This window comes from Acidisarcina sp., assembly GCA_035539175.1.
Classification (GTDB): domain Bacteria; phylum Acidobacteriota; class Terriglobia; order Terriglobales; family Acidobacteriaceae; genus JANXZS01.
Genome location: DATLIY010000010.1, coordinates 88,261 through 114,164 on the forward strand (window position 1 = coordinate 88,261; position 25,904 = coordinate 114,164).

Genomic DNA, 25,904 nt, shown 5'->3' on the forward strand with positions numbered 1-25,904 from the left:
CCCTGCCGCCTACTCCACAGTTACGGATTTTGCCAGATTCCTGGGTTGGTCTACGTCGCAGCCGCGTCGCACTGCGATGTGGTACGCCAGGAGCTGCAGCGGCACTACTTCGATGACCGGAAGCAGCAACTCCGGCGCGGGTGGAACGAACAGCACTCGCTCCACAAGCTGACCAATGCGCGTGTCGCCTTCGGTCGCCACTGCAATCACCCGCCCGGAACGCGCCGTCACTTCCTGGATATTCGAGAGCGTCTTTTCATAACGCAGGCTGGAGCCTTCGTCACGATCGTCCCTAGTGGCCAATACCACCACCGGAAGCGTCTCATCGATCAGCGCATTGGGCCCGTGCTTCATCTCGCCAGCGGGATAGCCTTCCGCGTGGATGTAGGAGATCTCCTTCAGTTTCAGCGCACCTTCGAGCGCGATGGGGTAGTGGATGCCGCGCCCCAGGTAGAGAAGGTCTCTCGCCGTGGAGAATGTCTTAGCCAGTTCTTCGCACAGCGGATCGGATGTGCGCAAAACCTCTTCTATCTTGCCCGGGACCCGGCTCAGCTCCTCCACCAACGTAATGCTCTGCTCTGGTGAAATCGTTCCGCGGACCTGCGCCAGATGCATGGCGAAGAGGAAGAGTGCGGTCAGCTGCGCGGTAAAAGCCTTGGTCGAGGCAACGCCAATCTCCGGCCCCGCGTGGGTGTAGATGTTGCCGTGAGCCTCCCGCGCCACCATGGCTCCAACCACGTTGCAGATGGCTACTGTCTTGGACCCATTCGCAATCATCTCGCGTTGTGCGGCCAGCGTGTCCGCGGTCTCGCCGGATTGCGTAATCAGCATGCCGATCGCCGCCGGATCATGAATTGGATCGCGATAGCGATACTCGCTGGCGTAGTCCACATCCACCGGAACCCGGGCGAGACGTTCGATCATGTACTTACCCGCCGTCGCCGCGTGCCAACTCGTGCCGCAGGCGGCGATATTGATCTTCGTCGTCTTGCGGAAATCCTCATCGCTGATCTTCATCTCGTTGAGGAAGATCCTGCCCGTCTCAAGCGAGATCCGTCCCAGGGTGGTGTCGCGGATCGCTCGCGGCTGCTCCCAGATCTCCTTCAGCATGAAGTGCTTGTAGCCGCCCTTCTCTGCCTGGATCGGGTCCCACTGAATCCGGTTCACCGGGCGTTCGATAGGATTGCCATCGAAATCCGTCAGCCGGACCTCGGACGGAGTCAGAATCGCCATGTCACCGTCGGCCAGGAAATAGAGATTGCGGGTATGGTGCAGGATTCCGGGAACATCGGAGGCGACAAAATTCTCCCCCTCCCCGAGGCCGATCACAACGGGCGGCCCGTTCCGCGCGGCAACGATCTTGTCCGGCTCGTCTGCGGAGATGATGCTGATGGCAAAGGCACCGGTCAGCCGGCGCACGGCGCGGCGCACCGCATCTTCCAGCAGCATGCTCTTGCCGGAGGCCACTGCCGACTTCAGCTCCTGCTCCACCAGGTGAGCAATCACTTCTGTATCAGTCTCAGTTACAAAACTGTGGCCCTCGGCCATCAGCTCGCGCTTCAGCGCAATGTAGTTCTCCACAATGCCGTTGTGGACGACCACGATCCTGCCGCTGCAATCGCGATGGGGATGCGCATTCTCCTCGGTAGGACGGCCATGCGTAGCCCAGCGGGTATGCCCTACGCCATAGGTGCCCTGCATCGGGTGCTGGCGAATGACCTCTTCCAGATTGCGCAGCTTTCCCGGGGCGCGGCGAACCTCAAGAGCGCCCTCGGAATCCACGCCGACAGCAATCCCTGCCGAGTCATAGCCGCGATACTCCAGGCGGCGCAACCCCTCGATGATGACGGGAACAACTTCCTTCGAACCGACGTACCCAACAATTCCGCACATGAGGTTCATTGTACGGGCGGTTGTGAAAAGTTATCCCAGGAATTCCACCGGCGAGCCGGGAGCCCGCTACTGGCTGCCTACTCTTCCAGCCGATAGGTGAATTCTTCGATCACCGGGTTGGTCAAAACATTTTCGGCAATCCGTTCGATCTCCGCGCGGGCTGCCCCGGCATCCATCGAAGCATCCAGGGTAATGAGGAAATATTTGCCTTGCCGTACGTCCTCAATCCCCTTATATTGCATCTTCTTCAGTGCACTCTGGATCGTTTGACCCTGGGGGTCAAGCACGGTCCGCTTCATCGTAACGTAGACATGAGCCTTCATCGTGGCCGATTATATAACCTCTGGTGTCATTTTCCGGCTTTGGACCGGTCAGCGGACACAACAAGACAGGATGGAAATGGTTAATTATCTGGAATTGCCGATTGGCAACAAGGTACCTGAAGTCATCAACACCGTCATCGAGATCCCTTCCGAAGGCATAAACAAGTACGAGTACGACAAGCAACTCCACGTGTTCCGGCTGGATCGCAACCTCTATTCGCCGGTGCACTATCCCGGAGACTATGGCTTTATCCCTTCCACGCTGAGCGATGACGGAGACCCCCTGGATGTTCTGGTGCTGGTTGATGCTCCCAGCTTCACTGGCTGCGTCATGGAGGTGAGACCCATCGGGCTGCTGGAGATGCTCGATCAGGGCGTTCTGGACGAAAAGGTGCTCGCCGTCGGCAAGAACAATCCTCGCTATGCGGATGTATGGAACTACTCTGAAATCTATCCCCACATGCTGAAAGAGATCACCCACTTCTTCTCCATCTACAAGGATCTGGAGGGCAAGCGGGTTGAAGTCAAGGGCTGGCACAATGCCGCCTATGCACGGGACCGCGTTCTCTATGCTGCGAAGCAATTTCAGGATGGCAAAGCCGCAAAACCGCCGATGATCGACGCCGTGTTAAAGAAGTAGCGCGGATCTCTGCTTTCACTCCAAAGGCGGCGAGCCCGATACGGGTTGCCGCCTTTGCCGCGTTCGCGCAGCCCAGTAGCCGAGCGGGCCGCCGCAGGCGACCAGCAGCGCAAATACCAATGCCGGCATGTGCGCCATTCGCTCCCCGCGCGCGCTGTAAACAGCGAACAGCAGGAGAACTGCCGGCATAACTCCAAGCAGGCACGCGACTGGGAAGCTCCCCGCACTAAACGGTCGATGCAGCTCCGGCTCCCTTACCCGCAATGCGATCAGGGCTACAAACTCCAGCAGGAGACTGCCGCCGTACAGGATCAGATCAATGGAGATGAGCCTCTCAAAGCTGAAGCCGAGAGCGAGAGCCCACCCCACCGCGCATACCAGGATCGCGGCCACTGGCACGCTGCGGCGATTTTGCATGCCGAGCCACCTTGGCAGCATCCCATCCTCCGCCATAGCGAGCGGCAGGCGCGTGTAGGAGAGCATGAGCGCATTGAACATGCCGAATCCGTTGATCAGCCCGCCGGCCACGATGGCGATCGCCAGCCACGGTCCAGCAATGGTGGCCGCCGCATCAGCCCACGAGCCAGTGGAGAACCGATCCGGCGGGATACCCGCAGCAGCCACCGCGGCCAGAGGCAACAGGTAGGTCAGTGCAACTGCCGCCGCGCTCATCAGCATCGCACGCGGATAGTTTCGTTGCGGATCCTCAACCTCCTGCGCCACAGTCGATGCGTTATCCCACCCCATGTAGTTCCACATGGCCACCAGGATCGCCGTGCTGAGCGCCGCGGAAGCTGGCTGCTGATGCCAGACGCTCGCGCCGTGTATGCCTTTCCAGAAGCCCATCCCCACCAGCACGGCAAACGGCGAGAGCAGCAGAACGCAGAGCACCACAGCCCCGTCACCCACCGCACGCGCTCCCCGCAGATTCCACAGGCTGCAGGCAACGACCACCAGAAGTCCCCACAATGTACCGCGACTTCCCGCCGTCCACGTGGGCGCAAGCTTTCCCAGGTAGAGCACGAAGAGCGTAGGGTAGATTGCCATGTCAAACACGCTGGCAGCCAGCGAGAGCCATGCCTCCTGAAAGCCCCAGAAAGGCCCCAGCGCCCGCCGCACCCAGACGTAGAAACCACCCTCGGCGGGAACTGCACTTGCCAGCTCGCCGATCATCAATGCTGTGGGCAGGCTCCAGAAAAAGGGCAGAAGCAGCAAAATTACCAGGGCCCTCTGATACCCCGCGCCGCCCAGGATGTCTTCAATTCCATAAGGACCACCCGAGACCATAAAGTAGGTGGCTGCTACCAGGGGAAGAAGCCGCAGCTTGCCTCCCCTGGCAGGAGCGGCAAACTTCGCGGGTGTATGCTGCGGCAAGGTCGAGGGCATCTCTTGCAATGTACTGCAACGCGCCAGGAATTTGCCCGCAACCTGCCATTTCCCTTCCCCGGGGATGCAAAGGCACGCGATCTGCTTCCGGGCAGGCGCAAATCCGAGAAAAGAAGGCCCGCCGCAGGGGCACATCGAGGATGCTGCTATATAATCGGGTGAGACTGAACCGGAGAGTTGGCCGAGTGGCTGAAGGCGGCGGTTTGCTAAACCGTTATAGGGCCAAAAGCTCTATCGGGGGTTCGAATCCCCCACTCTCCGCCAGCCTTCCTTCCAGAAACATCCAAGGGCATTCGAGAACCTTGGAAATTGCTGACCACAGTCCAGAGTGCCACTAACGTCGTAGATTCACGTCTGCCTTGGAAGCGTCTCTAGCCTTCCCACGTATACTTGCGAAACGCCGCATCCACCTCAGTATGGAACAAGTGGTTGCTGTAGTTGCTCAGAGTTTTCACGGCAATTGCCAGGATGATCTCAAGCACCTGACGCTCGCTGTAACCGGCATTCAGGAAAACCTTCATTTGCTCCGGTGTCGGTTTTCCTCGCTGCTCCACCATAATGTGAGTAAATTCCGATAGCATGGCCAACTTCGCATCCGGAAGGGGGCTGCCGTCGCGGAGAGCCTTCAGTACATCGGCAGGGACCTTCGACATCTTGTCTGCGATCATGCTGTGTGCTGCCATGCAATAGGTGCAGGCGTGAAAGCGGCTGATCGTCAGCAGCACGACCTCCTGCTCGGCTGGCGTGAAGCCGCTTTCCTCACGGAAGCGCTGGTACCCCAGCAAATAGGTTTCCAGCAAGCCCGGCGCATTCGCCATCTTGGCGTACATATTGGGAACAAATCCCGACTCCGCTTTGGCTTTCACAAGAAGCGCCTTTGCGGCGCCCTCGGCGCTATCGATGGTCAGTGCGGGAAGATCTAGACGTGCAGTATCGCTCATAGTTAAGACTCCTTTGAATTCGCAGGCCCCAGGGATAATAGATTCCCTAGCCTGTTGTTATTGGAAAAACAAAAAACTCGCCTTATCTATGGCGAATCGCCTCTGGCGCCCGCGCCGTGTCTAGCGGCTCTACTTTCACCATCCACTTCACTGGCTCACGGACAGGATTGAAACACTGGTGATCGTCGCAGGCTTGGTAGGAAAGAGTTCCGGAGATCTCAAGTTCCTTTCCCTGGCCAATGGAGCGGATGAACTCTTTCGTAGCGGCCACTACAACATCCTGACCGATGACCGCAGGCTTGCTATAGACGGGTACGGATTCTCTGAGTTGCGGAAACTCCAGGATCGTTCCTGGTGGATATGTTGCTGGCATCTCATGAAAACCCGGACTCGGATCCAGTGCCAGATTCACAACCTTATATCCAAGCTTTGCCGCACCCGGGGCATAGACATGCACCTTTGGAGCCGGACTGATCCTCACTTGTAGCTTTATTCTGCTGCCAGGACCGACGACGGCGTCGGACTGCGTAATTTGCAGGGTTACATGCGATCCATGACGAATCATGGCGGGCTGCACGGTTGGCGCGTTACCGCCAAAGAGGACCGTATATGCATTGTTTGGCGTAAAACGATCCGAATACTGCGCCTCAAAAAAGCGCTTCCGGATCACACCGTCAGGCGTGATGTAGTAGATACCCGGATAAGGAATACCCGTTGCAAAGCCCTTCCCGTCTGGATTGAGGATGCCGAAGGCTCGAATGATTGTCGACTGCGGATCGGACAGCATGGGATATGTGATGCCTTTGCGATCTGCAAAGGTCTTCAGGATCGCCTGCGAATCATAGGTGATGGAGGCTACTTGGATACCCTTGGCTTCAAATTCCTGTTTTGCCTGCCGTAATTGCACGAGCTGCAATTTGCAGTAGGGACACCAATCCGCGGAGCGGGAAAACAACAGCAAAAGGCCGTGCTGACCTTTGAGGCTGGCAAAGGTCTGGGTAGAGCCATTCTGGTCTGGTGCGGAAATCGATGGAATCTGTTGGCCTTCAGTAAGGCCTGGCACTGTTTCTGTATTCTGCGCGCGCGCAATGACTGTTAAGACAAGAAGACAGCATGCAATCCCTGCCTTGAAAAATGGAATTGCTCTCCCACGAGGCATTCACCAATCCACCTTCCTGTACCTGAATGATGCCCCAGATAGAAAAAGGTTACAGAAATGATTGACTCATCACCGCTTACTTTGGGACTGCCTTAGGAATTGGCCGAGCTGCTCGTACTGATCGCTGGCGATGTAATCGACACCTGCTCGATAAGCAGCGCGCCATCGCTGCACAACAGCCACCTTGGATCCGAAGTTATAGTCGTGGAACCAGCCGTTGCAGCTCAACTCCTGCTTCGTCGCGCCATCAAGCGTATAGAAGCGAATCCAGAGATTGTGATCGTGGGCATGCTTCACCAGGGCACGGAGGCGTGCGTCATCGGCGGCGGTCCAATCTCCAGCCTTGGTTTGCCCCCCGGCTTCGACAACGCGCCACGGATTGTTCCACCAGCGACGGTAGTTGTCTGCCGCTGCGGGCTCCAAAATCTCTGGTGCGGCCATGGGATCGCTGGTATTCGTGTGGACTGCGCCGAAGACCAGAAGCGGAGTTCCGATGGGCAAATCCTCGTAAAAAGCCTTCTGCTGCGCATCGGAGTCGCCGGTTAGGACGAGGATGGGCCGCACGGTCAGAGTAGAGATCTGATGTAGATCCGCGGTTTTCTCTGCTGTGGTGATCCAATCCTTATGCGCTTCCAGCATCTTCCAGATGGCCGCAAGATGTTCCGGCTCTTCCGATTTCAGATCGAGATTGAGCGTGATCAGCGGCCACTTGCTGGAATCGCCATGCGCCAATGCCTTCTCTACAACGGGGCGGACGCGGTTGAAGAAGTAGCTCTCAAGGGTTGGCTCATTCCCTTGCGAAGGAGCGCCATGCGAGACCACCGACCAGCCGCGACCACTCTTTCGATCGACATGCCAGAGCAGGTCCTGCTCAATCGCAAGCGGCGTGCCGGCGGAAAGAGCGCGATCGATACGATCGCTCCACCACTCGAAGTAGGGATAGCAGTTGTGCGCATCCATCAGGACGCGAGCACCAGGGTGTGCCGCATTTCTGCTCTGTGCGGGAAGAGACACTGCAGCGGCTGCAAAAAGGATGGCTGAAACAAAAAGCCGGCCGACGATGCTACCGCGAATCTTCTTCATTGCGCCTCACCTGATTTCGTTGCTGCTTCCCAGTTCACATAGATGGGATTGCCGAGCAGCCACAGCTTGCCATCGGGCCCATGAACATCCGCGCGAATCCAATGGCGCTTGTCGTCACTGGTCCAGTCAAAGCTGCTTGTCGTATCTGCTGCACTGAGCTTCCACTGCGCATCCTTGAGCGGAGATCCATCCTGGAGCAAGGTCAGTTCGCCTCCCTCAGCGTGGACCGTGTGGATCTCGAAGTGAACCTGTGCACCTGACTTCGCCGCAAGTTCGTCTCCCATGGAAGCAACTGAGTCGCCGCTCCCGGCACGGACCTCCAGCAACTTGTCGCGCGATGCGGTGAGATCGATGAAGACGTGACCTGCGCGAATGGCGGCAAGAATGGCGGGAGTACTGAGATCTCCGGCATAAACAACAGTGGTTGGGCTGCCGATGGAGCCGACCTGATCCAGAGGCTTCGGCGCATTGTGGTTGTCGCTGCCACCGATAGCGGTGAGGCGGAAGCCGGAATCAAGCTGCTTCTCCCAGAAGGGTATGCCGGAGTAGGGGCCTTGCTCCGAGCCGCTGTTGACCGCTTCTACCGCGGAGACGAGGCGCATATCTGCGGGAGGCGATGGATTCCAGCCGCACCCCATGCAGCGTTCGCCGGTAGGCGCTCCTGGGTGATTGATTGAGAAGACTGCACCCAGAGCCTGCGAACGGCGAAGCAGAGTATTCATATCCGGCACGGCAGGTGAACCAAGGCGAAAATCAAGGAAATCCTCAGTCCCGAAGATGTTGGCATGGCCGTGAAAGGTCGTGATTTCGCGGCCGGGAATGAGCAGTAGCTTGTCAAAATACGGCGCGAGTTCGCGCATCGCTTCGTAATGCGTCGTGGTGTTGTGGTCGGTGAGCGCGATGAAGTCAAGGCCGCGCCGCGCCGCTGCTTCCACTGTAAGAAATACGGGGCAGGGCACGGACGCCCCGCTCTGGCTAGCGCAGGAGCCATCACTGTGCGCGGTGTGCATGTGCAGGTCGCCTCGATACCATGCCGGCCCGCTGCGGATGGGCGCACGCAGCATTGCCGGTTCGTCGGCTACCAGACCAGTACGGGTGAAATACAGCTCCGCGGTAAAGTGTGCCGTAGACTGGGGACGAATATTAGGAACCCCAATCAACACGGACCATGTGCCCGCTGTGATGGGCCCCGCGAGACAGGAAGGCGTGGCATCCGCGAGGCTGACGGTAAGCACGGACTTGTTGCCACCGCTCCAGCAGCGCAGGCCCACCGTATCCCGCATGCCCAGATCGAGTACCGCATGCTCTTCGCGTCCCGTATAGGAGAAGTGGAGGGTGACGCGGTGCGTCCCAGAAGGAACCTTAAAGGGAACGACAACATAGGTATTGTTCTGTTTGCCTACTACATCGCCCTTGAGCACCAGGTCTGGCTTGGAAGTTGCGGCTTGTGCCTGCGCAACCGAAGTACAGAAAAACGATGCGCAGAAAAGCAGCAGAAGAGAGAGCGGTATCAAGATATGCCGACGGGAAGCATTCATGGTTTGCAAGGAGAATACCGGAAACAACAGCGATACGAATAGAAAAGGCCGCATCGCTGCGGCCCTTTCAGGTAGTCGGAAGGTTAGAAGGACAGCCGCAGCGCAAACTGCATCACGCGCGGATCTCCTGAAAGAGTAGTGATCTGGCCGACGGCACCACTGCTCAGGTTGTTGTTGGGCTGGCCGAACTCCGGCGTATTCGTGACGTTGAAGACCTCCCAGCGAAACTCCACATTGGTCCGCTCCCCAATGGGAAACTCCTTGAGCAGCGAAGCGTCGAATACGTTGATGTGAGGGCCGCGCAAAGTGTTACGGCCACTGTTACCAAATGTGCCCACGGCTGGAAGCGCATAGGCATCCGTAAGACCAGGCGCAAGCGTAGTGCATTGCTTGTTCTGCGAAGCGAAGAACCAGCAGTTCGGGTTCTTGACCATGTGCGGCGTGCCGATCAGCATCGGAGTCGCCGTGGCCTGGCCATTTTTATCGAGAGCAGATGCCAGTGTGCCACCGGAATTCACCGTGAACGGGTGGCCGCTGTAAAACGTGTAGACACCGGAAGTGCGCCAGCCTCCCACCACATAGGACAGCGGACCGCTGGTTAGCATCTTCTTGCCCTTGCCGAAGGGCAGCTCATAGAGGTAGCTGACAGCGACACGGTGCGGAATGTCGAAGTCGCTGGGCCCATACCAGGAGGAGAAGTTGCTGCCATCCGGCGGCGCACCGGAGTTGCTCTCGAGCTCCTGCGGCGTGTTATCGAGGCTGCGCGAATAAGTATATGCAGCATGCAGGCTGAGACCGTTGCTGTAGCGACGGGTCAGTGTAGCCTCAAGCCCATTGTAGTTTCCGAAGCCGATCGAGTTGGTGTACTCGATGTATCCGAAGTTCGGGAAGGGCGTGACACCACTGGAGGTACGGTTCGTGATCGCTGGCTGATTCAGGTCGTGAATTACATCAAGGTGCGTGGACTTGGTTCCCACGTAGTTCAACTCGCCGGTCCAGTTCGTGGCGAATTGATGCTGCAAACCGAAGCTCCACTGCTGCACGTTCGGTGTTGGATCGTGCGGATTCATAGTACGCAGGTGGTACGTCGGAAGCTGATTGAGGTTGATCGTGGATGGATCGAGGAAGTTCGAGGGGAACCCGTTCTTCGCGAAGAAAACCGGCGCTGTGGCGTTGGATGCGACGCTTGGTGACTTGTTGATGAGGAACGGAGGATTCAACGCGAGCTGGTTTTCGCTGCCAAAACGCTCAAAGGCAGAGTAGTAGATTCCGTATCCGCCGCGGATCACAGTCGTCGGAGTCGCCGCATAGGCGATGCCGATACGCGGGGCGAAGTCAGTCTTGTTGACCTCCACCAGTGCACGCTTCTCCATCGAGCCGCTCTTAGCGAAGACGAGGCCGCCGGCTCCAGCATTAGCCGTTGGATCGAAGTTTGCCATTTGGTTGCGGCCTTCGAGCGCCGGCGTAGCAAAGTCGTAGCGCAGGCCGAGGTTCAGCGTCAGCTTGGGCGTAACCTTCCAGTCGTCCTGAACGTATGCCGAGGCCATCCAGAGGCGCTGGTCTACAAAATGAACATTGGTAAGCTGTGCAGACTGCACATAGCCCAGGAGTCCGTCCGCATAGGAAAGACCGCTGGTGACGTTGGTCTTACCCTGGCACTGATTATTTGCGCCACCGCGCTGGCAGGTAAAGATGCCTGTAAATCCAAGATCACCGCGCGTGCCGGGCTCATCCTGGAAGGTATTACGCATAGGCGCGAAGAGAGTGCCGCCGATACGCAGCGCATGCGCACCCAACGAGAGGGAAACTGAATCTACCCACTCATACTGCTGCGGCACCTGCGACTTGGGAAGAAAGTCCGGAGAGCCGATGAATGCGAAATTGGTGAATGAGGTGAGGGGTACGCCTCCCGCGGTTGCAGGATTGTTGGGGATACCGGGCACATACTGATTTGCAGCGTTCTTGCCAAACGGATCCTGCTGCGCCGCCGAGTAGTTGCGCACGAAGCCAAGATGAAAATCGTTCACAACCTTGGGTGAAAAGACGTGCGTCCAGCCGATGACAGCGCTGTGCGACTTGAGATGCTGGCGGCCCCATGCAGAGGTCGATGTGCCATCCGCGATACCACCAAGATAGCCAGGGATGAATCGGTAGCGGTTCGAATAGCTATAGCGGAAGAAGACGTTATCGGCTGCGGACGCAGTCCAGTCCACACGACCGTCATAGCTGTTTGTATTATCGACCGCCAGCGCATTGCGGACGTAGTTGTTGTTCTTGGTGCCGGCCACGTTGGGGAGGGGGAAGAGCGCCATGAGGCCAGCGATCGCAGGATCGATGCGGCTCGAAGGGATCTGGTTATTCGCAAACGGAAGGCCGGTAGTGGGGTCGTAGATGATCGGATATGCGCCTACACCCGCGACTGCCGCTGCTGCCGTGCTGAAGTCGCCGATTCGCTCATTGGGAAGCGGCACAGTCGCGATGCGCGAGACACCTTGCTTGATCCGAGTGCCTTCGTAGTTGAAGAAACCGAAGAGACGGTCATGAAGGAAGGGACCGCCGAAGTTGCCGCCGAACTGGTTTTGATTGTTCTCCGGCTTCTTAAGATGGTTGCGGTTGGAGAAGAAATCGTTGGCGTCAAAGTAGCGATTGCGGAGGTACTCATACGCAAGGCCGTGGATCTGATTGGTTCCACCCTTGGTGCTAACGGAAACCGCAGCGCCGGGGGCCCGTCCATACTCCGCGGAATAGGGATTAGTAATAATGTTGAATTCCTGAATTACGTCCACCGAGGGGTGAGCCGCTTCCGTCGAGAGCTCCTGCACGTTTTCAGAGATGGTGTTGTTGTCGATGCCGTCGAGGAGGAAGTTGTTCTGCAGCGAGTGTACGCCGTGCACGTTGAAGTCGCCCGTGCGGCCTGCGCTGGTAGCGCCGCTCTGCTGCGTGTAGCGAGAGATCTGGACGCCGGGGACGATTCGCAGAAGATCATCCCAATTGCGCAGGTAGAGAGGCGTCTGCTCGATGGTCTCGCTGCTGATGACGGTGCCCAGCGACGCATCGCCCGGGGAGAGATCGCTGCCAGCCGAGGTGACGGTTACAGTCTGCTGCGAACCACTAACCTGCAGAGCAAAGTCGCGACGGGCCTTCTCGGCAGTCTGCAACAGCACCTGCTGGGAGACAGTGGCGAAGCCATCCTTGCTGACACTGATGCTGTACTGTCCAATGGGGAGATTGGAGAAGGTATAGTAACCAGCGTTATCTGTCTCAGTGGTGCGAGTAAACCCGGTCGCCTGTCCCTGAACGGTCACGGGAACCTTTGCAACAACTGCTCCGCTCGCGTCCGTTACCAATCCGGTCAGACTGGCGGTATTGATTTGCGCATTGGAGCGCATTCCCGCTGCAAAGAGCAGGAACACAGCCAAAGATATACGCAGAAATTTGGATAATTGCATCATTACAAATTGCCTCCGGCAGTTTTTCAATTGGAGTTCTGGCTGCTGATTGGGAGCGATGGCTTAGTTCGCCAGCAGCGGCTTGGCTAACAGTGTCTTTCAACAGGAGAGTAACCGGCCATTGTTGCTGCCGTGTAAACGAACACTGAACCAGGCGTGAATACGGAAGGCCTATAGACAGAAAAGAAAGGAAAGACTCTCCCTCGATACAGAATCGATGCGATAGATTGACTGTCAGTATTTTTAGATAGAAGGATTGTCAGTGTCTGCTGCAGGGACGGCGCAATGCTGAATCGGTCCGCGCGCATCTTCAAAGCAATGAGGGGCGGCTATTTTATTGGTGTCGCCACCGTGCCGAAGATACGCGGCACGGTGGCGGAAAGCAGCCTGCAGATCTTCTAGATCTCAATGCTCAGTGGAGTCCGCGTGACGGCTTGCTTCAAACAGGAACCAGGTACGCCGCTCCGTCTCATCAATCCAGACTTCGAGCAAGCTGGCGGTGGCGACATCCTCATGATCATCGCAGACGCCGTGAGCCTCGCGCAGGCGTGCAGCAAGAGCTTTGCTGTCCTCCCGCAGTTCAGCAAGCATGTCCTCCGGCTCCACGTACTCGGCATCATTATCCAGAACACGTTGCAGGCGAGAGATGTGACCGATGGACGTGATTGTGTTCCCACCCAGTTTACGCACGCGCTCGGCAATAGGATCGGTCATGTTAAAGATCTGGTCGGCCTGTTCGTCGAGCAGCAGATGATAGTCACGGAAGTGGGGTCCACTCATGTGCCAGTGGAAGTTTTTCGTCTTGAGGTAAAGAGCGAATACATCCGCGAGAATAGCATTCATGGTGCCGGCGATATCTCTGGTTGCTGCTGCATCCAGATCAGTTGGCGTGGCTAACGGAGCACGCTGTTTGCGCTCGAGGTCTTGCGTCGTCGCAGTTGATTTCTTCATGACTTCGCTCCTTGGTTTATAAGGGAGGTTCAGCATCGCCCTGTCAGGCGTGCACGATATGTAACATACTCTTTACGCTCCGCGCCATGCAGGATCTGAGGAAGAAAATTGACCAAACATGCGGACAGAAGTTGGGATGGTGAATTAGGGGATAGAGTGGCCTGAAACCGATTGCGGCGAGAAAGAAGCGATACAATGCCTAATCGTGAGCTTCCGCCTGACGCTAGCACGGCTGATAGGACGACTGAAGCGACTGGCTGAGCTTTCTCCCTATCTCTACCTGCTGCGGGTGCCACTGCTGACGGCTGCCGCTCTGCTCCTGCTGCCGCTCGTTGCTCTCGACACCAGCGCAAAGCCCCTCCTGGCAAACCTCTTCGATCTGCAGCAGGCCGACCTCTGGGGCATCACGATCCCTGCCCTTACGACCGCCTGGGCCATCATGGTTACCAGTTGGCTCATCGTCCTCTATGCAGCGCGTCGATTTAAGGTTCCGCGGTTGCACATTGGTTTCCCTCCCCGTCCACTGCATGTCTTCTGCTTCAGCCTGCTCGCACTACCGGCAATCGCTGGCGCCATCTTCTGGACCACGTCGCAATCTCGTCCGTCGATGGTTGTGTTTCTTTCGAGCGGATTGCTTGGAGTCAGCATCGCCGTCTATCTGCTGTATCGCGCGCTAAGGATCGTGGATCTGTTCGCCGGTATCGCCGATCGAGTTCCAGCTTTGGCGAGGCTGGGTGCGGGGTACACGGTTTCACCAGCCAACGCGCCAAAAGTGCTGGCTCTGGATTGGCGAAGCGTACCCGCAAGCAAATTAGAAGGCCAGATCTATCACGATCCACATCGCCTGCCCGGCTGGCGTTGTGGCCGTGTGCTGTTGCCGGGGCACGCTCTGGCGTTAGGCTCGGGCGTAGGCTTTTTCACCCTCTATATCGCCATCGGAATCGGGAAGTGGATCAACATCGGGAATCCACCGCTCATTCCAACGCTCGGTTATCTTTTGCTGCTGCTCACCATCTTATGTTTTGGCCTCACGGGCTTAAGCTTCTTCTTCGACCGCTATCGAATGCCCGTGCTCCTGCCGTTGTTCGTCCTGTTCCTGGTCACCGCGCAATTCTCTTCCTCCGACCATTTCTTTCCCGTGATTGCCCGGATCGCAAGCGAGACCCAACCGCTGCCACCTGCAACCGCACTTCGGGCTGGGAACAGGACGAGCGTGATCGTTGTAGCAGCCAACGGAGGCGGCATCCAATCCGCGGCCTGGACCGCGCAGGTGCTCACCGGACTGGAGGAGAAGTGCCGACAGGAGGCGGCGCGCGGGTGCCATGATTTCGCCGGATCTTTGCGCCTGATCAGCGGCGTATCCGGCGGAAGCGTCGGTGCCATGTACTTCGTCGATGGATATGATCCCGGGACACACACGCTTCCGGCAGATCTGGCGCCGATTCGCCAACGCGCGGAAGCTTCAAGCCTTGACGACATTGCATGGGGACTGGCTTACCCCGATCTCTGGCGCACCGTGATCCCCTTTTCCTGGAGAAAGCTGGATCGTGGAATGGCCTTTGAAAATGCACTGACGCGCAATAGCAGTCTTGCCCAGCCGCTCTCCGCCTGGCGGGCGGGGGTGCGCGAGGGCTGGCGTCCGGCGATCATATTCAATGCGACCGTGGTGGAGACTGGCGAGCGCCTGCAGCTCTCCACCACGGACAAACCCACCGGCGAAGCGAAGGCATTTCCCGCCGGATACCAGGATCTCTATAGCGAGAACTTTGCCGCAGGAGAGGACGTGAAGGTTGTCACCGCCGCACGCCTTTCCGCCTCCTATCCGTTCATCTCTCCAGCGGCACGCGCAGATCTACCCGCGCCACACCTGCACATTGCAGACGGGGGCTACTACGACAACTATGGGGTTTCCGCACTGGTGGAATGGCTGGACAGCGCGCTGGCCGCGCCGGATAACCCTATCCAGAGGGTCATGTTTCTTGAGATTCGTGGCGCTCCCAATCGCGGCCTCGCCAGCCCAAAACCTCGCGGATGGTTCTATCAGGCGCTGGCACCTTTGGACGCGATGCTCAACGTGCGCTACTCGGCGCAATTCGCACACAACCAGGTGGAGTCCGACCTGTTGACTCGGCTTTGGGCAGCCAATCAGTCCCGGCAAGTTGTGATTGAGCATACCGTCTTCCAATTCTGCGATCCGTATCCGCCTCTCTCGTGGCATCTTAGCCCCAAGCAAAAGGATGCGATTACGGAAGCCTGGCAGGGCGAGCTCACCAGGAAACGGAACTGGGAACGCGTTACGCGCTTCCTTGCGGGAGATACGACACGGCCTGCCACGGGGATCGATCCATGCAGCACATCGAAGTAGTGCCACGGCGTCTGCGTTTTTCGGCCGATCGGCTGTCCTTGCGCTGCTTGGGAGATCCGGCCGATCCTCCTATAATTTCAAGGAGGAAAGGGAGATGCGAAGTTTGAGTTGCAAGATGCGGCCGTGGTTCGCGATATTTGCGGTCCTCGTCCTCCTGGTAGTCGGGGCACAGGCCGCGGCTGCGCAAGAGCCAGTCGGCGATAAGCATGACGCCAATCCCGCAGCGCAAGCAACTGCGGCAGCGCCGGAGAAAGATCTGCGTCAAGCCCAGATCCAGGCCGACACAAACCGGCTATTGCAACTCGCGCAGGAATTGAAGCTGGAGGTATCCAAAAGCAACAAAGATATTCTGTCACTTGCGGTTATCAAGAAGGCGGACGAGATCGAAAAGCTGGCGAAGAGCCTGAAGGAAAGGATACGGGCGCAGTAACTGTATCCGTCCGGAAAGTCCGCCTCGGGACTTCGATTCACCAGCGCGGCATAGCGGCCTGAGAGCAGGTACGCGATACAGTACACTTAGCAGCGAGGGGACTTCATTCGTGCCTGGTCGAGCTTCGCTTTCCAGTCTGGCTCTTTGCTTCCTTTCCTTATTCCCCGTCCATGGATGGACCCAGGCTCCCCAGAAACCTGCAGGGACTGGCGGCGGCATGGCTACAGGTGGAACCTTTGAGGCCGTGTTCGACTCCGAAAAACGACCCATAACTGCCGGAGGATTCGTAAAGACTGGTCCAGTAGTTTTTATGAATACGGCGGAAAAGGCCGGACTGACCACCTGGCGCCATAAGAACGGCACACCGGAAAAACGCTTCATCCTGGAAGCCAAAGGCCCCGGCGTAGCGTTACTTGACTATGATAACGATGGCTGGCTCGACATCTACTTCGTCAACGGATCGACGTTTCAGGCACTCGATGGCAAGGAAGAACCACCGAAGGCCGCGCTATTTCGTAACAATCACGATGGCACTTTCACGAATGTCGCTGCCAAAGCGGGCGTAACGAATGATCGCTGGGGCTACGGCGTTGTGGTTGGAGATTACGACAACGACGGCTGGCCCGATCTCTACGTCACGAATTACGGTAAGAATCGTCTTTACCACAACAACCATGACGGAACATTCACCGATGTAGCGGAAAAGGCGGGAGTCACTGTCGGCACCTGGTCCACCGGCGCTACCTTCGGCGACTACGATGGCGATGGCCGGCTGGACCTCTTCGTCGCAGGCTACCTGCAATTCGACTTGAAAAACCTGCCGATCGGCGGGAGCAAAGCGGTTGGCTATGCAAACTGCTCCTTCCGCGGCACACCTGTGATGTGCGGCCCTCGCGGACTCACTGGAGAGCGGGATCATCTCTTCCACAACAATGGCGATGGCACCTTCACCGATGTCAGCAAAGAGGCGGGAGTCAGCGACCCGGATCGCTTCTATGGGTTGGGGGCTCTATTTGTCGATGTCAATGGCGACGGCAAGCCGGACCTTGTGGTTGCCAACGATACTTCACCCAACTACCTCTACATCAACAAAGGCGATGGAACCTTTGACGACCAGAGCTATATAAGCGGCTATGCGCTGAATGGAGATGGCCGCGAAGTAGCGAATATGGGAATTGCTGCCGGGGATTACGAAAACAACGGACACCTGGACCTGGTAAGCACCACCTTCTCGGACGACTACGACGTGGTATTTCGGAACGATGGAGGAGGAACCTTCACCGACGTCAGCTATAACGTTGGCGTTGGAGCAACCACGATTCCCTTTGTCGGCTTTGCGGATGGATTCCTCGACTACGACAACGATGGATGGAAGGATCTGCTGATTGCGAATGGTCACGTCTACCCTGAAGTAGACAAGCATCCCGAATGGGGCACCACGTATGGTCAGCGGCCGCTGCTCTTTCACAACTCAAAGGATGGGAAGTTCGAGCTGATTCCTCCAGTAGAAGGAACGGGGTTGGCCACGGTAAGCGTCGGACGAGGGGCGGCCTTTGGCGATCTATTTAACGATGGCAAAATCGACGTTGTGATCGCCAACATGGATCAGGTCCCAGTTCTCCTACGCAACGTGAATACAGACCATCACCACTGGATCGACCTGAAACTTATCGGCGGGCCTAAGAGTCCGCGAGACGCTGTTGGATCCACTGTTTACCTGACCGCGGGAGGTATCCGCCAGCGCGGAGATGTCCTCAGCGGTGGGAGCTATCTCTCTTCCAACGATATGCGGGTTCACTTTGGCCTGGGCGATGCTGCGGCGATCGAGAGCGTTGAGATTCACTGGCCCAGCGGAGCCGTAGAGAAGATCAAGCCAACGGCTCTGGACCGGATCCTCACCGTCACCGAGGGAAAAGGCATCACCGCCGAGATGTGCGGTGGGAAGGCGTGTCCCTCGGAGCCCGCCGCACCGAAGGCGTCAGCGCACGCAGCAAGTTAAAGGCCCCTGCTGAAAAGCCCTCATGCATCCTCCGGGGAACAATCGCCGTAGCAGACTTCAAGGATCGTGCAGTCGTCCGAAGCCGGGGCTCCGGCCATGAAGGACTGCACCTGATGAAACAGCTCCCCAATATTGGACCCGGCCATCACCGAGGATTGAAACCGCTCGTCTCCGTAAAACTCCCCTCCAGGATCCTCCGCTTCTGTCACGCCATCTGTAACCAGCAGAACGCGATCCCCCGGGCTCATGCGAACAATCTCCGAACTATAGACCGCCGCGGGCATCAAACCGACTGGCAGATTGCCATGGGGCAAGGACAGGACCTCGCCGGAACGGTGCAGGAACGGCTTCACGTGGCCGCAATTGAGGTATTCCAGAGAGCCGTGAGGCGTCAGCTTCAGCAGGACGAGAGTCGCATATTTTTGAATGTTTTTATCGCAAATGTAGCGGTTGGCAAACATGGCGATGTTCGATAGAGGCTGCCCCGCAAGGATCTGCGCATGCACCAGCCCTTGCAGAGTGGAGGCCAGCAGAGCAGCAGAGACTCCCTTGCCCGATATATCCGCGACGATAACGTAGAGACCGCCATCCACCGCGAGAATATCGTAAAAATCCCCGCCAATCTCTTTGCAGGGTATGCTGTCGGCGTGGACGCGGGCATAGGGGAGCTCCGGCATGCGCACAACCATCAGCCCACGCTGGATCTCAGCTGCAATATTCAGCTCCTCGCGGTACCGCCGGGCCGCCTCTTCCGCACTTGCCAAGGAAGCATTCTCCACCAGCACCGCCGCCTCGGTAGCAATGTTCTTCAGCAAATCGCTGTCGATGCGCGTGAGGCTGCCCCGCTGCTGTCGGCTGTCTAGGTAGAGCATGCCCAGAATTTCACGCTCTGGAGCCTCCTGGTTCGTCGACCTCCTGCGAAGCGGAATGCAGATCACGGTTCGGAGGCTCTGGGCGACGATGCTTTGGGATGGCAACCCAGCCCCCTCCGAGAGCGTATCGGTCACGATGTATTCGGAGGCGCTTTCGATCGCCCGCTGAATCGCAGAATGCGAGATGGTCGAATCTTCTTCCAGGGGTTCCGCGTTCATGTTCCTTCCGACGGACAGGCGCAGATGCCCGGCGGAGTCTTTCAGAAATACATAGCCACGCTCCACCTGGGTAAGCTGGAGCGTGGTCTCGATCAACGAGACCAGGATCTCGTGAATTGCACCCACGCCGTTCAGCTTGCGTGCTGCCTCGAGGAACCAGCTCAGCTTCTCCAGTTGCGACTCCGGCCGCGATTCCTGCCCCATCTGCTGCAGCAGGTTCCGCAAAGTAGAGCGGGAGCCTTGTCCCGGCCCGAAGCGTAAAACCGGGCCCTCCAGCGAGCCGATATGAATCACGTCGTCGGGAGTGAGGGTCTGGCGCTCCACGCGTCTTCCATTGACATAAGTACCGCTGCGGCTCCCGCAATCCACCAGATCGAAGTGGCCATTCTCATAGACAATCTCCGCATGAGTGCGCGAGATGTAGGGGTAGGAAAGTACGATATCCCGATCCGGAAGACGGCCAATGGTAAATGGCGAGTGATGGATGATGGCTTCTGTCTTAGAGGAGCCTTCCACCAACAACAGCAGCGTACTGGGTACTTCGCTCATGATACGCACGATCTTAATCGCTGAGGCGATCGCGTGAACTGCGAGAATGAAAATATGCTGTTGCCCGGCTGGAAACCTGAAGGCCACGCAGGCTTCCGGGTTGATTCGTAACTCAAATCTAGAGAATTACCTCGATCGCCTTCCCCGCGTAGCTTACAACCTTATCTGCTGAGGGGGAAGCGGCAATCCCTGCACCGTGATTTGGGCCAACCAAAACGACGTGAAAGGTGCGAGACGCTAGCATCCCGGGAAAGCTGCCATGGCGCTCCCCAATACGCAGCGTATGCGAGAAGTCGCTCCACTGCAGGGGAATCGTTGCGCCTAATCCTTTCTCATAATTGTAGTTATCGTTCTCATCTTCATAGAGCGTAAAGCTTCCGTTCGCACCAGCGTAAATCCTCAGCTCAATAGGATCCGCCGGCTTTTGCGTGGAGTACTCCATCTCTGGTCCGAGAGGAAGAATCGACCCTGCGCGAACGTAAAGCGGAAGACGGTCCAGCGGCGCACTGGCCTGCAAAGTCCTCCCGCCCTCTACTCGTTCCCCTGTCCAGAAATCAAACCACGTGGCCTGTGGCAGATAAACGCTGCGCGAAGTAGCCCCCTCTTCGGTTACCGGATTGACGAGGATCGCCGGACCATACAGAAACTGGTCCCCTATGTTCTGCGCCTTCACGTCCGTGCGAAAGTCCATAACCAGGGGGCGCATCGGGGTATAGTTCTGGCTGGCCGTCATCCACGCCAGAGAGTAAATATACGGCATCATCCGATACCGCAGCGTGTCGTAACTGACGAGAATCTTCTGTGCATCAGGTCCATAGGACCATAGCTCGTTCTCATCCGGGTTGCGGGTTCCATGAACGCGAAAGATAGGGGAAAAGGTTCCGAACTGAAACCAGCGAAGAAACAGCTCTCGGAAGTGTGGGTCCTTCAGATCGCCTCCGGAGATAAACCCACCAATATCGGTCGTCCAGTAAGGCATCCCGGAAACTGCGTAGTTCAGGCCGGCAGAGATTTGGCGGCGATAGGTTACGAAGTCTGAAAGCACATCTCCCGACCACGCAGTTATGCCGTTGCGCTGCGCACCCGCAAAGGCGGATCGCGAAAGTATAAAGACGCGCTTTTGATCGGTCGCTGCGCGCTGTCCGTCATGAACGCCCTGGGTATGGAGCAGCGGAAAGAGGTTCGCATAACGGGCTCCATTACCCAGAAAAGTCTGATTCGTCTCCAGAAGATTCGCCTCGCGATTTTCTGTTTCCGGCTCATCGGTATCCAGCCACCAGGCATCGATGCCCCGCGACAGTAGATTCTTATTCATCAGGCTCCAGAAGTAAGCCCGTGCCTCTGGATTGGTCGCATCGTACAACGCCATGCCTGCAGGATGGAAGCCGCCAACCTGCGTCCGTGCGAGAAACCAATTGTGTTCATCCATGTACTTATACTGCGCAGTCTCTGGATCTCCTTTCTCAAAAAATGGCCACACGGAAATCATCAGGTGAAAATTTTGCCGATGCAGTTCCTGAACCATCGCGCTCGGATCGGGATAGTTCCTGTTGAACGCAGGCTCGCCCATGGTGGTCCACCAGAACCAGTCCTGCACTATGTTGTCGACGGGAATATGTAAGTCGCGATACTTCGAGGCAACGGAAAGGATCTGCTCCTGCGACGTGTACTTATTCTTGCACTGCCAGAAGCCATAGGCCCACCGGCCAAACATAGGGACGCTTCCTGTCAGTTCGCGATAGTCTGCAACGATACTGTCAAACTCCGGGCCATAGAAGAAATAGTAGTCAATCTGATCCGCAACTTCAGAGCTTAGATAGAGCTTGTGCACGAAGCGATTGTTCATCCGGCTGCGCGATGGATTGTTCCAGAAGATTCCATATCCATTGGTTGAAACCAGCAGCGGAATCGCAATGTTCGTGTTCTCTTGCGATAGATCGACCTCCTCGCCGCGATAGTTCCAGACCCCTGCCTGGTGCTGCCCCAGCCCATAGAACGCCTCATGTGATCCATAAATATCGAAGAACGTCTCAGCATGCAGCGTGTTCTCGCCATTCACCGTAACCGGAGTCAGAGAGCGGTAGGCATCGTTGGTCAGCTTCTTACCGCTTGCATCCTGATAGGTGATCGTGCCGTCTGCGCGCACGATTACGGCCTTGAGTTTCTTCGTCGCAAGCGTAATCTGCTTGTCGTCTGAGCTGACCTCAAACTCGCCAGGCTTCCAATCCTTCTTGATGACGACCAAATCCGGGTGTTGTGCTGCTCCGACTCGTGGAGCGTACGTCAGGTGGAGAATGCCGTCGGAGCAAACCTGAAGACGCAACGCGCCCGCCGCCTGCGTAATCAGAACGCCGTCCGACTGCTTCGCAAAATCCAGGACTGGGTTGGCGGGTGTCCACTGCGCCCAGGCGGGAGCCAGGAGGGTGAGCAGAATGGTTACGGCAAGGATCTTCAGGCTCAGAGTGGGGCGTGGCATAGTCGAGACTCCACGATTGACTTACTGGATTGGAGAAGCATTCGGGGATAGATCGTCTAATAAAACGATTTATCCGGTGAGTTATTGTGAATCTCTACCCGATGCCTGTCAAGGCCAATGGATGCCGCCTCGCCAACCCTCTAGACCCGGCAATAGACAGCCTGGCTATCGCTTCCCTTTGGTATCACTCAGGAAGCGGCGTCAACTGGATTGTCTTCCCTGTACGCGCCGACTCGCGGGCAGCATCCAGAATCTGCATCACCACAAGATTCGTATCCAGCCCGGTCAAACTGCCGTTTGGATTTACCTGTCCACGAAGAACGGCGACCAGATAATCGAGCGAGTTATCCTGCGGCGAGGCAAGCGGAGGCGCCGCCGATTGCGATTCCTGAGCTTCCCCGGCAAAACGCAGTCTCATGCGGTCCGGACCAACTGTCATCGCATACCCCGTCGCTCCGTATACTTCCATATCCTTGCGGTCGAACGGCCAATTCCACGAGGCCTGGATGACGGCCTGCGCCTTCGGATACTTCAGAATCACGGTTGCCTCATCATCGACGTGCGGATAAACCTCCGGCTTATCCGTTTGCGTGATGGCAGTTACGCTGAGGGGCGCATGACCCCCCATCAGCCAGGTCATCAAATCCGCGCCATAGCAGCCGAAATCGAAGAGTGCACCCGCGCCATTTTGTTGAGGATCCGTCAGCCACTTGAGAAACTCCGGGCTTACGCCTATCTCTTTCGGTCCCTTGTGCCCGTCATGGATCACCACCCGGCGCACATCTCCCAGTCTGCCGTGATGGAGTTGCTCGAAGGCCTCACGGTTGCTCGCATACCATGTCGTCTCATAATTCACGAGGACCTGGATGTGGTGCTCCCTCGCGGTGCGCCGGATCGCGATTGCATCGGCGAGGTTCGTAGCCAGCGGCTTCTCAACCATAACGTTGACGCCATTACGCGCCGCCGCTTCGATCACTTTTCTGTGATCCGCGATCGAGGTGTAGACAAGAATCGCATCTGGATGCTGCTGCGTGATCATGGCGTCAATGCTGGAGAATATGAGCCGCGGATCCAGGTGGAAATTGCGCTCATACTTCGCTATCAGCGCAGAGTTTGTCTCGACGATGCCAACCAGTTCCACATCATGATGGCGAGGTAGCTGAGGAAGGAATCCGGCAATATGATCATGGACCAAGCCTACGACGGCAACCTTGACAGGGCGTCCCGTAACGGGCGCCGTTTGGCAGGATGCGCGCTGAAAGCTGAAAAGCACGATGCCCATCAGCAAGCCCAGGACCAATTGCCTGCAGGAAGGAAGCTGCGAACGAAGAGAACTCTGCATGATACCCATCCTCACTTACACAGCAAAAATCAGATTCGACACTGTCACAGTTACTGAATTATAGGATTACCTGGTCGCGGTCTTTGTCTTATTGCTTGCGGAAGCGCATTTGGCACACGTCTCGCCGATAATGCCCTTTCCCTCTTCAATGGTAAAGATCCGGTCCACCGAAGGTAGCTTCAGCTTCTCGACAACATGGCTTGGCCAGCGGATTTCGACCTCGTCTACGGCGGTCGCCTCGCCAATGCCGAAATGGGGCCGCTGATCGTTGGAAGAAATATAGCTGCCGCCACTCATAACATCTTCCCTTTGGCGCATTCCATTTGCCTTCAGGTAAACAGTCGTGCCAACGGCATCGCGAGGACTCTTAGGCCCGCCAATCAGTTTAAGCTCGACCCAGTGATTCGGATCGTCCTTCACATTCCTCAGCAGCACCGGAGTGCCATCCATCACGCTGATCACTGCATCGATCTTGCCATCGTTAAAGAGATCTCCGAATGCCGCGCCTCTGCCCGGCACAACGACGGCAAGCCCACTCCCCTTAACTGGCGGCACGTACTCAAATTTCTGCCCCTTGATATTCCGGAAGAATAACGGACGCTCCGCGAAGGTTGTGCCCCAATCCTGCTTATCCACGCTGGGATAAACGTGACCATTGACGAGAAACATATCCTTCCAGCCATCGTTATCAAAATCAAAGAGTCCGGCTCCCCAGCCCACGAAGGGGATGGTAATGTCAGCAATCCCCACCTTGTAGCTCACATCGCTGAAGTTTGCGTCGCCCTCATTGCGGTAGACCACCTTCCAGTCATCGGAGAAGTCAGTGTCTACCATTCCCACCCATCCGGTGTTCTGCCAATCGCCCACCCCAATGCCCATGGTTGCCGTCTCCCGGCCATCCTGGTTCAGGGCATATCCAGACTCATAGCTCACATCTTCAAAGGTGCCGTCGCCCTTGTTGAGATACAGATAGTTCGGAGTGGAATCATTAGCTACTAATAAGTCCACTTTCCCGTCATTGTTGAGATCCACAAAGATAGACGTAAAGCCATAGTAAGCATGTGGGTCGCTGACGCCTGCCTTCACGCTGACATCGGTAAAAGTGCCATCGCCGTTGTTGTGGAAGAGGTGATCGCGTTCTCCTTTAAGCCCGCGCGGACCGCACATCACATCAATGCCGCGAAACTGGCACGCGGGAAAAGCAACTGCTGACGATCCCGGTACAGGCGCATTGTTCATGTCGTAGTGCACATAACCGGCGACAAAGAGATCCAGCCGGCCATCGCCGTCATAATCGCCGAAGGTAGCCCCGGACGACCAGCCTCCCAGCGTAACGCCCGCTTTTTCCGCAACGTCGGTGAAGGTCCCGTTGTGGTTGTTGTGGTACAGCCTGTTCTTGCCGTAGTTTGCGACGAAGATATCCGGCCAGCCGTCGTTGTCGTAGTCCGCAATCGCTACGCCAAACCCCCAGCGTTCATTGGTCACGCCAGCCTTTTCGGCAACGTTGGTAAAGGTGCCATCGTGATTATTGTGAAAGAGTGCGGCCTTCGGCGCCGGTTCCTTGCCTTCATAGGCTGGGAAGGTAGACCCATTTACCAGATAGATATCCAGCCAGCCATCGTTGTCATAATCGATCAGCCCCACGCCGGAGCCATCGGTCTCGATGATCAGCTTCTTTTCCGGAGTCCCCATGGTGTACTTCCACGTTGACAGGCCAGAAGACCTGGAGATGTCGTGAAAATAAACGGGACCGGAATCGACAAAGCCGCCAGCGGTAATTGGCCTCCGCTCCGCGTCATATACCGCAGAGTGCGCTCCCGCAGAGGCATTGCTTCCCATGCCGGAAGTGTCTGGCTTGGGCATCTGCGCCTGGCCGAAGGCCACCCCGCTGGATAGAAAAACCGCTGCTGCAAGGACAAGAAACCCGATACGCCGGAATGGAGCCACGGACACCTCTGCGAGGCCCGTCTTCACTGGTTGCAGGCATGTCAACGCGACAGAAACCCCTCATGTGGAAAAATCTGGAACTCCGCTATTGTACGTGTCCTGCCCAAGGGCTGGCTGCCAATTCCCGCGTACCTTGGCTAGCAGGGCTAAACCACGCAGATAAAAGCCTTTGCCACATCTTCCTGAAAGAGTCGAAGCATCCCGGCATTGCGACCCAACCAGCCCGCAATGAAGCCGAAACCCATGGAAAGAAAGAAGTATGGTATTCTGTTTTTGCGCTCAGTGATTTGGTTGTGAGCCGTTCTTGCTGTGGAAAGCCAAGACCGTCTGCGTTAACACCCC

The 25,904-nt window shown here is 57.1% G+C and carries 17 protein-coding genes and 1 tRNA gene; 5 read left to right on the forward strand and 13 right to left on the reverse strand.

From position 1 onward, the window contains the following. Positions 1 to 9 precede the first annotated feature (9 nt). Positions 10 to 1,893 (reverse strand): glutamine--fructose-6-phosphate transaminase (isomerizing), encoded by a 1,884-nt coding sequence (glmS, locus tag VM554_14160; GenBank protein HVJ09519.1) that lies wholly within the window; start codon positions 1,891 to 1,893, stop codon positions 10 to 12. 77 nt (positions 1,894 to 1,970) lie between these two features. Further along, the gene (gene purS, locus VM554_14165) at positions 1,971 to 2,216 is read right to left on the reverse strand and encodes a phosphoribosylformylglycinamidine synthase subunit PurS (protein ID HVJ09520.1); all 246 of its coding nucleotides are present in this window, start codon (positions 2,214 to 2,216) and stop codon (positions 1,971 to 1,973) included. A 76-nt stretch (positions 2,217 to 2,292) separates the two neighbouring features. On the opposite strand from purS, the gene VM554_14170 reads away from it, so the two are divergent. Further along, complete coding sequence (locus tag VM554_14170) at positions 2,293 to 2,856, forward strand: inorganic diphosphatase (protein ID HVJ09521.1); 564 nt, start codon at positions 2,293 to 2,295, stop codon at positions 2,854 to 2,856. A gap of 15 nt (positions 2,857 to 2,871) precedes the next feature. On the opposite strand, the gene VM554_14175 is transcribed toward VM554_14170, so the two are convergent. Next, positions 2,872 to 4,230, reverse strand: coding sequence for an APC family permease (locus VM554_14175; GenBank protein HVJ09522.1), 1,359 nt, complete (start codon positions 4,228 to 4,230; stop codon positions 2,872 to 2,874). 183 nt (positions 4,231 to 4,413) lie between these two features. On the opposite strand from VM554_14175, the gene VM554_14180 reads away from it, so the two are divergent. Beyond that, positions 4,414 to 4,506, forward strand: a tRNA-Ser gene (locus VM554_14180). Positions 4,507 to 4,613: 107 nt separating this feature from the next. Here VM554_14180 and VM554_14185 read toward each other — a convergent pair. From VM554_14185 to VM554_14210, 6 genes are all read right to left on the reverse strand, one after another. Continuing rightward, the gene (locus VM554_14185) at positions 4,614 to 5,183 is read right to left on the reverse strand and encodes a carboxymuconolactone decarboxylase family protein (GenBank protein HVJ09523.1); all 570 of its coding nucleotides are present in this window, start codon (positions 5,181 to 5,183) and stop codon (positions 4,614 to 4,616) included. Positions 5,184 to 5,265: 82 nt separating this feature from the next. Then, positions 5,266 to 6,246 carry a peroxiredoxin family protein gene (locus tag VM554_14190; protein HVJ09524.1) on the reverse strand — a complete coding sequence of 327 codons (981 nt, stop codon included), beginning with the start codon at positions 6,244 to 6,246 and terminating at the stop codon, positions 5,266 to 5,268. Positions 6,247 to 6,411: 165 nt separating this feature from the next. Then, positions 6,412 to 7,425 (reverse strand): hypothetical protein, encoded by a 1,014-nt coding sequence (locus VM554_14195; protein HVJ09525.1) that lies wholly within the window; start codon positions 7,423 to 7,425, stop codon positions 6,412 to 6,414. Then, complete coding sequence (locus tag VM554_14200) at positions 7,422 to 8,963, reverse strand: CehA/McbA family metallohydrolase (protein ID HVJ09526.1); 1,542 nt, start codon at positions 8,961 to 8,963, stop codon at positions 7,422 to 7,424. Before VM554_14200 ends, VM554_14195 begins: the two co-directional genes overlap by 4 nt. A gap of 83 nt (positions 8,964 to 9,046) precedes the next feature. Next, positions 9,047 to 12,415 (reverse strand): TonB-dependent receptor, encoded by a 3,369-nt coding sequence (locus tag VM554_14205; GenBank protein ID HVJ09527.1) that lies wholly within the window; start codon positions 12,413 to 12,415, stop codon positions 9,047 to 9,049. 402 nt (positions 12,416 to 12,817) lie between these two features. Further along, a complete protein-coding gene (locus tag VM554_14210; GenBank protein ID HVJ09528.1) occupies positions 12,818 to 13,363 on the reverse strand; it encodes a DNA starvation/stationary phase protection protein in 546 nt (181 codons plus the stop codon). 205 nt (positions 13,364 to 13,568) lie between these two features. On the opposite strand from VM554_14210, the gene VM554_14215 reads away from it, so the two are divergent. From VM554_14215 to VM554_14225, 3 genes are all read left to right on the forward strand, one after another. After that, the gene (locus VM554_14215; protein HVJ09529.1) at positions 13,569 to 15,728 is read left to right on the forward strand and encodes a patatin-like phospholipase family protein; all 2,160 of its coding nucleotides are present in this window, start codon (positions 13,569 to 13,571) and stop codon (positions 15,726 to 15,728) included. 94 nt (positions 15,729 to 15,822) lie between these two features. Continuing rightward, complete coding sequence (locus VM554_14220; protein ID HVJ09530.1) at positions 15,823 to 16,158, forward strand: hypothetical protein; 336 nt, start codon at positions 15,823 to 15,825, stop codon at positions 16,156 to 16,158. Positions 16,159 to 16,375: 217 nt separating this feature from the next. Beyond that, positions 16,376 to 18,157: a CRTAC1 family protein gene (locus VM554_14225; GenBank protein HVJ09531.1), complete on the forward strand. Its 1,782-nt coding sequence runs from the start codon at positions 16,376 to 16,378 to the stop codon at positions 18,155 to 18,157. A 20-nt stretch (positions 18,158 to 18,177) separates the two neighbouring features. Here VM554_14225 and VM554_14230 read toward each other — a convergent pair whose 3' ends face one another. From VM554_14230 to VM554_14245, 4 genes are all read right to left on the reverse strand, one after another. After that, on the reverse strand, positions 18,178 to 19,797 hold the full coding sequence (locus VM554_14230) for a SpoIIE family protein phosphatase (GenBank protein HVJ09532.1): 1,620 nt from the start codon (positions 19,795 to 19,797) through the stop codon (positions 18,178 to 18,180). 118 nt (positions 19,798 to 19,915) lie between these two features. Further along, positions 19,916 to 22,273, reverse strand: a complete 2,358-nt coding sequence (locus VM554_14235; protein HVJ09533.1) for a glycoside hydrolase family 31 protein — start codon at positions 22,271 to 22,273, stop codon at positions 19,916 to 19,918. Positions 22,274 to 22,457: 184 nt separating this feature from the next. After that, positions 22,458 to 23,615, reverse strand: a complete 1,158-nt coding sequence (locus tag VM554_14240; GenBank protein ID HVJ09534.1) for a Gfo/Idh/MocA family oxidoreductase — start codon at positions 23,613 to 23,615, stop codon at positions 22,458 to 22,460. A gap of 66 nt (positions 23,616 to 23,681) precedes the next feature. Beyond that, positions 23,682 to 25,589, reverse strand: coding sequence for a CRTAC1 family protein (locus tag VM554_14245; protein HVJ09535.1), 1,908 nt, complete (start codon positions 25,587 to 25,589; stop codon positions 23,682 to 23,684). Between the last annotated feature and the right edge of the window lie 315 nt (positions 25,590 to 25,904).

Bases quoted from the DNA above. Each gene is read 5' to 3' on its own strand.
- VM554_14185 (HVJ09523.1), bottom strand. From the start codon at position 5,183: ATGAGCGATACTGCACGTCTAGATCTTCCCGCACTGACCATCGATAGC.
- VM554_14240 (HVJ09534.1), bottom strand. From the start codon at position 23,615: ATGCAGAGTTCTCTTCGTTCGCAGCTTCCTTCCTGCAGGCAATTGGTC.
- VM554_14225 (HVJ09531.1), top strand. From the start codon at position 16,376: ATGGCTACAGGTGGAACCTTTGAGGCCGTGTTCGACTCCGAAAAACGA.
- VM554_14200 (HVJ09526.1), bottom strand. From the start codon at position 8,963: ATGAATGCTTCCCGTCGGCATATCTTGATACCGCTCTCTCTTCTGCTG.
- VM554_14235 (HVJ09533.1), bottom strand. From the start codon at position 22,273: ATGCCACGCCCCACTCTGAGCCTGAAGATCCTTGCCGTAACCATTCTG.
- VM554_14230 (HVJ09532.1), bottom strand. From the start codon at position 19,797: ATGAGCGAAGTACCCAGTACGCTGCTGTTGTTGGTGGAAGGCTCCTCT.
- VM554_14210 (HVJ09528.1), bottom strand. From the start codon at position 13,363: ATGAAGAAATCAACTGCGACGACGCAAGACCTCGAGCGCAAACAGCGT.
- VM554_14170 (HVJ09521.1), top strand. From the start codon at position 2,293: ATGGTTAATTATCTGGAATTGCCGATTGGCAACAAGGTACCTGAAGTC.
- VM554_14220 (HVJ09530.1), top strand. From the start codon at position 15,823: ATGCGAAGTTTGAGTTGCAAGATGCGGCCGTGGTTCGCGATATTTGCG.
- VM554_14205 (HVJ09527.1), bottom strand. From the start codon at position 12,415: ATGATGCAATTATCCAAATTTCTGCGTATATCTTTGGCTGTGTTCCTG.
- glmS (HVJ09519.1), bottom strand. From the start codon at position 1,893: ATGTGCGGAATTGTTGGGTACGTCGGTTCGAAGGAAGTTGTTCCCGTC.
- VM554_14195 (HVJ09525.1), bottom strand. From the start codon at position 7,425: ATGAAGAAGATTCGCGGTAGCATCGTCGGCCGGCTTTTTGTTTCAGCC.
- purS (HVJ09520.1), bottom strand. From the start codon at position 2,216: ATGAAGGCTCATGTCTACGTTACGATGAAGCGGACCGTGCTTGACCCC.